The 13252-nt window shown below is 33.5% G+C and carries 12 protein-coding genes; 8 read left to right on the top strand and 4 right to left on the bottom strand.

Features of this window, described 5'->3' with window-relative positions; genetic code table 11:
- Positions 1–55: 55 nt before the first annotated feature.
- Both BMW63_RS16715 and BMW63_RS16710 read right to left on the bottom strand, forming a co-directional pair.
- Positions 56–1336: a glucose-1-phosphate adenylyltransferase gene (locus tag BMW63_RS16715; protein ID WP_074724603.1), complete on the bottom strand. Its 1281-nt coding sequence runs from the start codon at positions 1334–1336 to the stop codon at positions 56–58.
- Positions 1333–2754 (bottom strand): glycogen synthase, encoded by a 1422-nt coding sequence (locus BMW63_RS16710; RefSeq protein WP_074724602.1) that lies wholly within the window; start codon positions 2752–2754, stop codon positions 1333–1335. The genes BMW63_RS16715 and BMW63_RS16710 overlap by 4 nt, the downstream gene beginning before the upstream one ends.
- Positions 2755–2940: 186 nt before the next feature.
- On the opposite strand from BMW63_RS16710, the gene BMW63_RS16705 reads away from it, so the two are divergent.
- From BMW63_RS16705 to BMW63_RS16695, 3 genes are read left to right on the top strand one after another with little or no spacing between them, the layout of a single operon-like run.
- Positions 2941–3807, top strand: coding sequence for an alpha/beta hydrolase (locus BMW63_RS16705; RefSeq protein ID WP_074724601.1), 867 nt, complete (start codon positions 2941–2943; stop codon positions 3805–3807).
- Between the two features lie 26 nt (positions 3808–3833).
- Positions 3834–4220 (top strand): peptide-methionine (R)-S-oxide reductase MsrB, encoded by a 387-nt coding sequence (msrB, locus tag BMW63_RS16700; RefSeq protein WP_074724600.1) that lies wholly within the window; start codon positions 3834–3836, stop codon positions 4218–4220.
- A gap of 6 nt (positions 4221–4226) precedes the next feature.
- Positions 4227–4868, top strand: a complete 642-nt coding sequence (locus tag BMW63_RS16695; protein WP_074724599.1) for an endonuclease III domain-containing protein — start codon at positions 4227–4229, stop codon at positions 4866–4868.
- Positions 4869–5050: 182 nt separating this feature from the next.
- Here BMW63_RS16695 and BMW63_RS16690 read toward each other — a convergent pair whose 3' ends face one another.
- Both BMW63_RS16690 and BMW63_RS16685 read right to left on the bottom strand, forming a co-directional pair.
- The gene (locus tag BMW63_RS16690) at positions 5051–6670 is read right to left on the bottom strand and encodes an amidase (protein WP_074724598.1); all 1620 of its coding nucleotides are present in this window, start codon (positions 6668–6670) and stop codon (positions 5051–5053) included.
- Between the two features lie 137 nt (positions 6671–6807).
- Complete coding sequence (locus BMW63_RS16685; RefSeq protein ID WP_074724597.1) at positions 6808–9801, bottom strand: sensor histidine kinase; 2994 nt, start codon at positions 9799–9801, stop codon at positions 6808–6810.
- Positions 9802–10229: 428 nt separating this feature from the next.
- Between BMW63_RS16685 and BMW63_RS16680 the strand changes: the two genes are divergently transcribed.
- The 5 genes from BMW63_RS16680 to BMW63_RS16665 all read left to right on the top strand — a co-directional run bounded on the left by BMW63_RS16680 (position 10230) and on the right by BMW63_RS16665 (position 12988).
- A complete protein-coding gene (locus tag BMW63_RS16680; RefSeq protein WP_074724596.1) occupies positions 10230–10580 on the top strand; it encodes an ISAon1 family transposase N-terminal region protein in 351 nt (116 codons plus the stop codon).
- A gap of 145 nt (positions 10581–10725) precedes the next feature.
- The gene (locus tag BMW63_RS18300) at positions 10726–10929 is read left to right on the top strand and encodes a hypothetical protein (RefSeq protein WP_217643743.1); all 204 of its coding nucleotides are present in this window, start codon (positions 10726–10728) and stop codon (positions 10927–10929) included.
- The gene (locus tag BMW63_RS18295; protein ID WP_245745011.1) at positions 10901–11500 is read left to right on the top strand and encodes an ISAon1 family transposase; all 600 of its coding nucleotides are present in this window, start codon (positions 10901–10903) and stop codon (positions 11498–11500) included. Before BMW63_RS18300 ends, BMW63_RS18295 begins: the two co-directional genes overlap by 29 nt.
- Before the next feature lie 197 nt (positions 11501–11697).
- A complete protein-coding gene (locus BMW63_RS16670) occupies positions 11698–12063 on the top strand; it encodes an ISAon1 family transposase N-terminal region protein (protein WP_074724595.1) in 366 nt (121 codons plus the stop codon).
- Positions 12044–12988 carry an ISAon1 family transposase gene (locus tag BMW63_RS16665; RefSeq protein ID WP_449403947.1) on the top strand — a complete coding sequence of 315 codons (945 nt, stop codon included), beginning with the start codon at positions 12044–12046 and terminating at the stop codon, positions 12986–12988. The genes BMW63_RS16670 and BMW63_RS16665 overlap by 20 nt, the downstream gene beginning before the upstream one ends.
- The last annotated feature ends 264 nt before the right edge of the window (positions 12989–13252 follow it).

Genomic DNA, 13252 nt, shown 5'->3' with positions numbered 1-13252 from the left:
GATTCTAAATATTTAAAATAAATAGAATATTAATTTTAGAAAAAGTAGCAATAGTTTAATTAATTATGTAATTATCCGGTAATACGGCACCTTTTTTTATCACAACAATACCATCCTTTATCGCATATAACTCATGCGAAACATCTTCTAAATGCTTACCTCCATTGATGTAAACGTCATTACCAATTCTACAATTTTTATCCACTATAGCGTGACTGATAAAACATCTTTCACCAATACCTACCAATAATTTATGGTTTTTTATGTCCTCATTCATATCATCAATACTCTGATAAAAATCATTACCCATCACATAGGTGTTTTGAATAATAGTCCCATCGCCTATTCGAGATCGAATCCCTATAACTGATCTTTTAATTTCTTTAGCATGGATAATACAACCTTCAGAAATTAGTGATTTCTCCACTAACGTTTGGTGAAATTTTGACGGAGGTAATAATCTAGGACGGGTATAAATCTTATTGTCACTGTCAAATAAGTTAAATTTAGGAATATCATCTGTCAAACCGATATTCGCCTCAAAAAACGAATCTATATTTCCTATATCAGTCCAATATCCTTCATATTGATAACTCAGTATTTTTTGTTTTCCCACAGCTTGGGGTATAATTTCTTTTCCAAAATCCTTTGTATCTGGATTTTTCATTAAATCAATTAATAGCTGTCTATTAAATATATATATACCCATGGAAGCTAAGTACAGTTTACCTTCACTTTTCATTTGTTCACTAACATCTGATTGCCAATCCGGCAGCAGTTCCTTAGCAGGTTTTTCAATAAATGATTCTATGCAATTCTCATCATTTGTTTTTAAAATTCCAAATTCTGGCGCATCCTTAGCATTAACCGGTAAAGTAGCAATTGTTATATCTGCTCCATGTTTTATATGTTCCTCAATCACTTCGTTGAAGTCCATTTGGTATAATTGATCTCCAGAAAGAATTAAAACATAATCAAAATCATGATTCAAAAAATGAGGCATACATTGTCTCACTGCATCAGATGTTCCCTGAAACCATGTTGGATTATCAGGAGTTTGTTCGGCAGCAAGAATATCAACAAAAGCTTGACTAAAAGCGTTAAACGTATAGGTGTTTTTTATATGTGCATTTAAGGATGCAGAATTAAACTGTGTCAATACAAACATTCTTTTAATGTCTGAATTCATACAATTTGAAATTGGAATATCAACTAATCTGTATTTTCCAGCAATAGGCACTGCAGGCTTAGACCTGCTTTCAGTTAATGGAAATAATCTAGATCCTTGACCGCCTCCTAAAATAATTGCAATAACATTTTTATTCTTAGCTTTCATACTTTGTTAATTATTAAATTATAAACCTCTAAATATTCTTGACATGCTTTTTCCCAGGAATGATCTGTGTTCATACCTAATTTTCTAATTTCATTAAAATGTTCTTTATCTTTATATAAGTTTACTGCCCTTTGAATGGAGTAACAAATATCTCCAACAGAAGCTTGATCATGAGAAATTCCGTTGCCATTATCTCCAAAATCAGTTACTGTGTCTTTCAACCCTCCTGTTCTTCTCACAATTGGAATTGTTCCGTATCTAAGGGAGTACATTTGATTCAACCCGCAAGGTTCTACCCTTGATGGCATCAATAAAAAATCAGCTCCTGCATAAATTAAATGCGCTAATTCTTCGTTGTATCCAATAAACGTGTTATAATTTCCTTTATAATCTACCAATAAACTATTCAAATGGTTTTCTATCTCTTGATTTCCGGAGCCTAAAATAAGAATGTTGATTTCTTTATAATTTTCTGACAAGGCCAAAGCAGATGCCTGTGGTAATAAATCACCTCCTTTTTCTTCTAATAAACGTCCTATAAAACTAAAAAGTGGTTTTGTAGGATCTAAATTAAATAAAGTGCATAATATCTTTTTATTCTGTTGTTTGCCTTTCTCAAAATTTTCAACTGAATAATTTTTTTCTAACATTTTATCCTTGGCCGGATCCCAAACTTCGGTATCGATACCGTTTAATATTCCTTTTGATTTATAGCGTACAATATTAAAAAGTGATTCTAATCCATTTGCTGAATAATTAATCTCATTCAAATAATTTGGCGAAACGGTCGTCACTGCCCAAGCGCATTTAATACCTACTGCCAAAGAATTGATACATTTATCCCATTCTAAAACATTTACATGAGCTAAATCAAATTCTGGCAAATAGTGTAGTTTATCAAATCCAAATTGCCCTTGATATAATCCATTATGAATGGTAATCATCGAAGGTGTATTTTGTAATTTTTTATATTTGGCACAATACAACATCATAAATGGAATCAAGCCTGTATGATGATCATGACAATTGATTACATCCGGCATATCATCACGTCCAATTATCCAATCTAAAGTCGCAATTTGAAAAGATAAAAACCGTTCGATATCATCTTCATATCCGTAAACTTCTTTTCTGTCGAATAATTCGGGAATTTCAATAAGGTATAACTCAAATCCTAACTTATCTGTTGTTTCCTTGAGTACATTAAATGAAAAATTGAATTTTCCCAGTTTTACAGAACCCCAATGGACACATTCAAATTTATTTTCTATTTTAAATTTTGTGTCATAACAAGGAATCACAACTCTTGCAAGGTGACCAGCTTTATTCTGGTATTTTGGTAAAGCCCCTACAACATCTGCTAAACCACCCACTTTTGCTACGGGATAACACTCTGCGCTAATATGAAATATTTCCATTTATTAAATTTTGTTATTCTTCAAATTATGTAGTCGAATTGAAAATTCTTTTTTTGTTAATGCCATTCTTTATTTAATGTAAATGGTTAAATTGACATTAAAACTTTACTAAATATACTACTTTTATGCTTTTCTAAATTTAGTAAAAATTATATAATATAAAAAGCGTCTCAAAAATTTATCAATATGACAAAAAAAACTTCCATTCATACGCAATCATTGAAAATTCCTAAGCCTATTCTACTTGCTAGTAAATTTATCTCTTTAATTTCGTCTAAACTCACCATATTGTTTGCCGCAAAATTGTTTACGACACCCATAAAACATACCATTCCCAAAAGGGAATTCGAAATGGATCAGATAAGTGACCAAAAAAAACTTCAGATTCCTGTTATAAACAAAACGGTAGTTGTTTACCAATATGGTCAAAGTGACAAGAAAATTTTGTTAGTTCACGGTTGGTCTGGCCGGGGTACACAATTAGTGAAGATTGCAGATGCATTAGTGAAATCAGGTTATTCTACCGTTAGTTTTGACGCTCCTGCACATGGTAAATCACCTGGAAATCAATCTATAATGACTGAGTTTATCGCTTCAATTTTGGAAATTGACAAACAGTATGGTCCTTTTGAATCGGCTATTGGTCATTCTCTGGGCGGAATGTCGGTGCTAAATGCAATAAAAAAAGGACTTAAATTAAATACTGCTGTAATTATAGGAAGTGGAGATGTTGTTCAAGATATTATCGAAGATTTTATTGCTAAATTAGAACTAAAGCCTAGTTTTGCCACTACTTTAAGACTTCATTTTGAAAAAAAGTATGGCGAAAAAATGAACGACTATTCCGCTTATCAAGCGGCTAAAGAAATTACGATGCCTGTTTTGGTAATCCATGATAAAGATGATCCTGAAGTTCCTGTAAAAGCAGGCCAAAACATTTACGATCATTTAAAAAATGGCGAACTCCTATTAACAGAAGGTTTGGGGCACCGAAAAATTTTAGGTGATTCGGAGGTCGTTAAAAGAACGGTTCAATTTGTAACCAAAAACTAATTATTATCTCAATATCAACTGTACAAATGAAATATCCTTTAGAAAAATCCGAAGCCCAATGGAAACAAGAACTGGGAGAAGAAAGATACTGTGTCCTGCGTGAAAAAGGAACAGAACGTCCACACACCGGAACTTACAATTTGCACTATGAAGAAGGAACTTATTGCTGTGGCGCTTGCTCAGAACCTTTATTTGAAAGCAATTCAAAGTTCGACGCGCATTGTGGTTGGCCATCGTTTGATGATTCAATCCCTGGAAAAGTAAAATATGTCTTAGATAAAACGCATGGAATGACACGTACCGAAATAGTTTGTGCTAATTGTGGAAGCCATTTAGGACATTTATTCAATGATGGCCCAACGGCTACCGGCCAACGGTATTGCGTAAATTCGCTGTCAATAGATTTCAAATAATAGTAAATGGATTTATTCGGAAACTCAAATGATTGGGCACAAAAATTAGACCCTATTCTAATAAAATACAAAGGAAGAAAACATCCATTGGAGTACCGCAGTTTATATCAGCTTTTGGTGATGGTTGTTCTATCAGCTCAGGATTCTGATGCCAATATAAATAAAATAGCTCCAATCCTTTTTGAAGTTTATCCAAATATACAAAGTTTGGCGGTTTCGAATTTAGAAAGGCTAATACCCTATATCTCCAAAGTCAAAAATTTTGAAACTAAAGCCAATTGGTTAATAGAAATCGCAAAAACCATTAAAAAAAACGATAGCATTCCTCTCACAATGGATGGCTTGACGGCTTTAAAAGGTATAGGCCGCAAATCTGCGAATGTAATTATGAGGGAAGCAAAAAATCCTGCAACTGGGATAATTGCAGATCTACATGTCATCCGAGTGACACCCAGAATCGGATTAATCTCAGAAACACAAGATGGTAACAAGGTCGAAAAACAATTGATGCAAGTATTACCACAAGAAATTTGGGGCGAAATAGGTATGGCAATATCTTTTCTGGGAAGAGAAATTTGTCGCCCAACTCCAAAATGCCTTGAATGTCCGATTAATCCAATCTGTAAGTATTACAAAGAGAATTTCTAAAATTAGCAGGTGACGATGGAATTGTCTACATGGATAAAGACGGGAATAATACCATGGAGTTCAAAACTGCCAGAATGTACAGCGCATCAATTGACAAAAAAGTAAAACACATTCGACATTACCATAACAAATAACGGATATTCATCCCATTATTTGTCACAGGTCTTTTTTACCAACTATTTCTATAAAAAGGATTTCTTGAAACTAGGTTTAATTCTGTTAGTGGAGGCTTGTTCATAAGCATAGGCCATTCCTATTAATTCAGGTTCTGAATAAGCTGTCCCAAAGAATGAAAAACCTATTGGTAATTCATATACCTTCCCGCAAGGCACCGTAATATGAGGATACCCACTTGCAGCTGCCGGAGTTGTCAGGAATACATCTCCCCAACGGTCTCCATATATATTGTCGATACTACATGCAGGTCCCATTGTTAATCCGCATATTGCATCAAGCCTATTCTCTTTGATTACATCATCCAAAATTTTCTTAGAACCGAAATGGCTTTTATTTAATGCTTCAATATAATTGTTGTCATCAAGTCCTTTCTTTTCGTTCGAACTTATTAACGTTTCCTGTTTAAAATAAGGCATCGCCTTGTCTTCATTGGCAATATTGAAATCAATCACCTCTTTTAATGTTTTTACTTTCGCATTTGAAGCAGCCAAATACTTGTTGACTCCAGCTTTGAATTCATACTGCATCACTTCAAATTCAGCGGCTCCTAATTCATTTATTTTATCTAAATAATCGATTTCAATGACTGTCGCCCCTTGCTTTTTAATCAGATCAATCGCTTTCTTTTGTAGTGCATGCATAAACTGATTTTGACCCTGAGGTTTTCTCTCCACCCCAATTCTTTTCCCTTGTAATGACTTTGCATCTAGAAATTTAGTATAGTCTGTTTCACTTTTTCCAACACTTTCACTAGTAACGGGGTCTTTAGAATCAATTCCTGCTAATATTCCAAGTAAAATAGCAGCGTCTTTAACTGTCCTTGCCATTGGTCCAGCCGTATCTTGAGTATGCGATATGGGAATAATTCCAGATCTGCTGACTAATCCTATTGTCGGTTTAATACCCACGATACCACTAACTGCAGAGGGACAAACCACAGAACCATCAGTTTCAGTACCCACGGCCAGGACGCAAAGATTTGCTGCCACTGCCACTGCAGAACCCGCGCTGGAGCCACATGGATTATGATCTAAAATATAAGGATTTTTTGTTTGTCCGCCTCTACTGCTCCATCCAGAACATGACTGAGTGGAACGAAAATTTGCCCATTCACTCAAGTTTGCCTTACCAATAATGATGGCACCCGCTTCCCTGAGCCTCTTTACTACAAAAGCATCTTTCGAAGCAATATTCCCTTCCAAAGCCAGTGAACCGGCAGTAGTTTGCATTTTGTCAGCCGTGTCGATATTATCTTTTATTACAATCGGTATACCGTGTAAAGGGCCTCTTGATTTACCCGCTTTCATCTCGCCATCCATCGCCTTTCCAATAGCTAAAGCTTCCGAATTTATTTCTATAATCGAATGTAACTCAAGCCCGTTTTTATCTATAGCGTCAATACGGTTTAGATATAATTGTACTAATTGTTCTGAAGTATATTTACTGGAAGCTAATTTCTCTCTTAAGCTAGTGATTGTTTCTTCTTCAAGTTCAAATACCACTGTAGAATCCGCAACAACATCTGGTTCCTCGTTCTTTTTTATATTAGTACAACCCGAAATTAAAAAAGCACTAAGACCAGCAGAAGCCATAGTTGTTGTAGTTAAAAAAGTTCTTCTTTTCATAGCTGAAAGTATTTGAGCATTATTTCTAAAAATCCACCCCTAAAGTAGTACATAATTTTTAATTTAGATTAACTGCCATAAAAATTATTAGCACCTTAGTAAGTTGATGCACTTTAGCAACCCAAAACACCTATTTCTTAAATAATCAGTCGAATCGTAATCGTTGTACCCTCATTCTCCGTAAAATTAAGATGGATGGGATCCATATTAGAGGGCTGCAATAAAATAATTCGCTCTCTAGCCAACGCAATACCTCTTGAAACGTGGAATTTAGATTGTTTATGTGTATTTAAGCCTTTTCCGTTATCACTAATTTTACATTCTAAAATATTATCAGCGACCATTTCAAAAGATATTTTCAGTTTTGGTGAAAGATGACATTCATCAAAAGCGTGAACAAAAACATTTTCCACAAAAGGCTGAATTAACATGGGTGGAATTTCTAATACCTTCATATCAATTGAAGGATCAATGAAAATTTCAATTGCAACACGGTCTTTAAAACGCCTATTTTCAATATAGATATAACTACTTAAATACTCTATTTCATCTTCAATAGTAATTGTTTGCTTTGGTGAGTTTTTTAAAGTTTTTCTCATCAATCCTGCAAATTCACTAATGTATAATGAGGAATTGTGTTCGTCATTTGAACCAACATACTCTTGAATGGAATTTAAAGCATTAAAAATAAAGTGAGGATTCATCTGGTTAGACAAAGCTTCATGTTTGGCCTCTGTTATTTGTTTTTCCTTTTCTGCTTTTTCTTTTTCGCTATTATTTCTACGTATGATTATATAAACTACAATACCAAAAACAATTATAATAATAAGAGAAATAAACCACCAAGCTAACCAAAATGGAGGCCTAATTTGAATCGACAATACATTAAAAACACGCGCCAAACCATTGTTCAGATCAAATACTTCAATTTGTACTTCATACTTGCCATAAGGTAAATACGGTAAAAACAAATTGGTTTTATCGCTGTATGGACTCCATCTATTAGTTGACTTTAAACGATATCTAAATTTTAATTTTTCAGGAAAGGGGTTTCCATTGGGAACAAAATCAATTAAAAAAGAATTTTGTTGATAATCACAAACTATCTTTTTAGAAGAATACCTAAACCATTTATAATTAGATCTACTGACAGGAATGTTATTAACTGTTATCTTAGTTATATCTATACCTGAAACGGCAATCTGCTCTTTTAAAAATATATCTAAATCAACAGTATAAAAACCATTTTTTGTTCCCAACCATAACTCATTATCCCTGATTTGGGAAACAGTGAAATTACAGTCATTCAAACCTTGCTCTTTATTAATAAACCGGAAGATTCCATTTTGATAAATATTGATTCCCTTTTCAGTACCAATAAAAATATAATCCTTGTAAGCTTCTAGAAAAAGGATTGTTTTACCAATTAAATCCTCTTTTTTGATTGTATCCAATACTTTAAAAGCGGCCCTATCATCCACGATAAATACATTTCCAAATTCAGCAGCTAATATAAGTTGGTCTTTTTCATTTACCGTAATATGCTTGAATTTATTTTCTTTCCAAATACCATCAGCTAAATACGATTGAAATTGATTATTGTGATAAACATACAAGCCATTAAAAACCGACAGAAGATACGTTTTGTTCTTATTATTTAATATTTGTACGATATATTTTGGCGTGTTTTTTTCAAACTTAGAATAATGGGTACTTTTAAGAGAATAGATATCATCATATACCCTAACTCCGGCATAAGTAATCGTTTCAATAAATTTATCATTTGATGAAAACCCAAATTTAAGACTGTGTTTAGGGATATAATTGATAATTTTCCCTTCTGAATTCATTTCGAAAATACCAATATTACTACCAATCCAAAATGACGTTTTATGTTTTACCATTTCATAAAACACAATTCCATCGGCTTTAATATTGAAATTGAGTTCAAAATCTCTTGACTCAACTCCTTGTTTATTTATTATATTGTTTCCTTTATTTAAATAGGCTTGTTCAGCTTTTTTAAAATCAAGCAGCGAGACCGTTTTTAAAATTTCTTTATCTGTATTTAAAATACTAACTCCCTTACTGTGTAAAACAATTTTTTGTTTCCCATTATTCTCAAAATTTATGACTGAATATCCATAAAATGGAGAATAATCAATCATTTTATCTAATCGAACTTCATAGATTCCTTTATCATTCGAGCCAACATATAAAATGTCTTCTTTTTTATTATAAACGACATTGAGTAAAACTTTGGAATCGATTCCATACAAATCAGAGATATTAATCATTTCATCATTCTCAATACGATACAACCCGCCATCAGGGTTATAAATACCCCAAGCAGCTGCAAAAACAATGTTTCTTTTATCCTTAGCAAATTGCCAAACCGTTGATTTTCCAAATTGAGAAGAGTCCAATTTACCTTTTTTAATCTCTAAAATATCATATATATTAATGTAACCATTATTTCCGCTGTATAAAGTAGAACCGAAAAGTCCTAAACCATAAGTGTTTTTATGAGAAACTACAGGAATTATTTTGGGGAATGAACCTGATTCATCAATCTTATACAAACCATCAAAAACGGAAGCAAAATATACTATTCCGCCATATTCAAAAAACGAAATACATATAAAATCCTCTTTATGAACTGGCACAATTGGCGTAATAACTTTGTTACTATTAATATCAATTATAGAAACACCTTGTTCTGTGCCAACATACATTTTGTTCTTATAAGGAAAAACCTTTCTTGTCTTATTGGCGAGTAAGCCTACTTTCTTCGTGAAAACAGTAAATTTCTGACCATCAAATTTACTGACACCACCTCCGTAACTGGCAAACCACATATTACCATTCGTATCTTGTGAAATATCCCAACAACTATTATGTCCTAAGCCATTGGACTCATCTATGGTTGAAAATGCCCCATTTTGCATTATGGAAACGCCATTTTCGGTACCAATCCATAATACGTTCTTAGAATCTAAAAATAAAGATCGCACCGCATTATTAGGCAAACCATCTGCGGTGGTGTAGTTTTTGGTGGGGAAGTATTGACCAAACGATGATAAAGATAATATAAATAAGAAAAACAGAAAAAACCAATTTTGTAATTTCATTCAAGGTTATTTAGTTTGATAAATCGTAGGATAATATCAATATTTTATTAATTACAAATAGGTATACGTGCTGTTTGCGCAATGACAAATCAAGTAAAAATCAGCTCGAACAATTCTTTGTTACATAAATATGAGTCGATTAATATTTAAGCGAAAATATACTATTATAATCTTAAAAAGATGGGTTAAAGTTAAATATATTAACGATGTTACTAACAATAAAGTACTAAAAAATCAATGTGACTATTCTACAAGAAATAATAGAAGTAAATAAACAGGTTCAAATGGAATACGATCCTTTTTAGTAATATATTAAAATAAAAATGCTCGTTATAACGAGGTTTAGATGGATACTAATTTTGGATCAAGAACAAAGTCTCAGGAAGAAATGTCGCAAAAAATTTAAAAATTTGTCGATCTAACAATTTGTGATGACTTCAATAGACCTTTTGAAATTCATGCTACCTGATTTTTTAGTTGACCACTTTGAGGTAGTTTCTGCTAATAACACAGAAGAAATATTGCACCTATATTTTGAGGAGAAAATAAAGCCTCCAAAAGAGTTTGATACCCTTGAATTAGTGTCAAAAGGATTTCAGGATGAAATTACCATTCAGGATTTTCCTTTAAGAGGAAAATTAGTGTATTTGCATATCAAAAGACGCCGTTGGACTAACAAATCCAATGGAGGAATTATTAAAAGAGACTGGACTTTAGTTGCTAAAGGAACCCGCATGACTGAAGAGTTTGCGGCTTTTTTAAAAGAAATTAATAGATAACAGTGCTACCGACTGTCATACTGTCGGAAAATTTTTAGGTATCGACGGAAAAAAACTTCAAAGACAGTATAAAAGACACCTAAGCTCCTTTAATACCTGGGATCCACTTGAACATGCGCATCAGTGGATTCTTTACCCTGAAAATATGGGTACCCATTTATCAATTGATGAAGTAGCTTTGTCTCAGGGAGAGCTCTATACCACAGTAACCAATAAGAAGTTCAAAGGCAAACAAGGTTGCTTAGTTGCCATTATTGCTGGAACAAAGGCAAATCAAGTCATAGAGCACATCTGTAAGATTGATTATAAAAAAAGAAGTGGTGTTCGGTGTTCAAGAGATCACACCTGACATGGCTAATTCCATGAAGTTAATCTCTAAAAAATGTTTTCTTAGAGCAATACAGGTAATTGATAGGTTCAATGTTCAAAAATTAGCTCTGGAAGCCATGCAAGAAATCAGAATCAAACATCGATGGGAAGCTATGGATCTTGAAAATCAATTGATAATGACAGCCAAAAGAGAGAATAGAGCAAATATACCGGAACTCTTGCCTAATGGAGATTCTGTAAAACAGCTTTTAGCCAGAAGTAGTTACGTGCTTTATAAATCTCGCGAAAAATGGTCTGAGCGTCAAAATGAAAGAGCTCAGATGCTATTCGGATCATATCCAGATATAAAGAAAGCTTACGGTTTAAGTCAGCAACTTCGAGGTATTTATAATAACAACAACGACAAGCATGTTGCGATGACCAAACTAGCACATTGGCACAGGAATGTAGAAGAATCAGGTTTTAAAAACTATAATACATTACTCAATACTGTAACTCTTAATTACCAGTCAATCTTAAACTATTTTGATAATAGGAGTACAAATACTTCTGCAAAAATGAAATTCATGAACTCCAAAACAAAAAAATAAAAAGTGAATAATCTTTCAATGCCAAAATAAAAGCTTTTAGATCTCAATTTAGAGGTGTGAGGAACATAGACTTTTTCCTTTTTAGGCTAACTAATATTTACGCCTAATTTTTAGGCTAACTAATATATATGGGATCAAGACAAAATGTTGTGGGGAAATATTAAAATCTTGATATTTGTGTTTCCAAATTATACCAAATGCAAGACTCCTATAGCGAACTAATCAAGTTATTATTACCTGAAATCATTGTTGAATATTTTGAATTGACGTCTTACAAGAAAGGAGATGAAGTCTTGCATATATATCTTAAAGAGATAAATTCGATTCCTAAAGAATACAGACCGTATAAGTTAAGCTCAAAAGGCTTCTTTGATGAAATTACAGTTCAGGATTTTCCTATTCGGGGACATCAGGTATATCTGCATATTACTCGCAGACGATGGCTTAACGAAGACACAGGGAAAGTGGTTTTTAGAGATTGGAATTTAGTAGCGGACGGAACTCGTGTAACACAGGAGTTTGCGTCTTTTTTAAAAGAGATCAATAGATTCCAGCCCAAATGACTGTAGTGCTATCGCCTCTTTCTATGGGGTTTCTGGAAGGAATTTGCAATATCAGTACAAAGAGTACTTAAGTGATTTTAAAGCATGGAAACAAAAGTCGCATGCTAAACAATGGCTTATTTTTCCTGAAAACATTGGGAAACGTTTATCAATAGATGAGACATCCCTCTCCAATGGCGAACTCTATACTATTGTGACCAACAAAGCAGGAAAAGGCAGAAAGGGAACTATAGTAGCCATGGTAGCTGGAACCAAAGCAGAAACAGTAATTGCTATATTAGAAAAAATACCGCTAAAGCTAAGAAATTCGGTTACCGAAATAACACTCGATATGGCAGCTAATATGGGGCTTATTGCTAAGAAATGCTTTTCTAATGCAGTAAGAGTTACGGATCGATTCCATGTTCAAAAACTGGCGCTCGAAGCTTTACAAGAAATTAGAATCAAATATAGGTGGCAAGCAATTGATATGGAGAATGAAGCTATTGAAAAAGCTAAAACCACAAAAACTAAATACGAGCCTATAACACTATCTAACGGCGACACCATTAAGCAATTACTAGCCAGAAGTCGATATGTTTTGTATAAAAACAAATCTAAATGGTCTGAAAACCAAACCCAAAGAGCAAAATTATTATTCGAATTATATCCTAATATTGAAAAAGCATATCAGCTATCGCAAGACTTACGGAATGTTTTTGAGAATACCACCGATAAAATTTATGGTCTAAGCAAATTAGCTAGATGGCATGAAAAAGTAGCTCAGGCTGAGTTTAAATCATTTAACACAATATCTAGATCAATACAGAATCATTACCAAACGATAGTAAACTATTTTGACAACAGAAGTACCAATGCTTCTGCAGAATCCTTTAATGCAAAAATAAAAGCGTTTAGATCTCAATTTAGAGGTGTGGGAACATAGAGTTTTTCCTTTTCAGACTAACAAATATTTACGCTTAATTTTTGCTACTCCACAGGTTTTGGTATTGATCCCAAAAAACCCCGTTCTAACGAACGGGGTTTTTAAAGAAAGGCGACGAACCGAGCCCGAAGGGCGAACAGCGTTGTACCAAATAAACAAAAAAAGCCTGTCTTTTCAGACAGGCTTTTCAAAAGAAAGGCGACGACATACTCTCCCACATAACTGCAGTACCATCTGCGCAGGCGGGCTTAACTACTCTGTTCG

The sequence above is a fragment of the Flavobacterium frigoris genome (assembly GCF_900111075.1).
Taxonomy (GTDB): Bacteria; Bacteroidota; Bacteroidia; order Flavobacteriales; family Flavobacteriaceae; genus Flavobacterium; species Flavobacterium frigoris.
The sequence above is the reverse complement of the archived record's forward strand: the minus strand, read 5'-3'. Positions and strand labels throughout refer to the sequence as shown.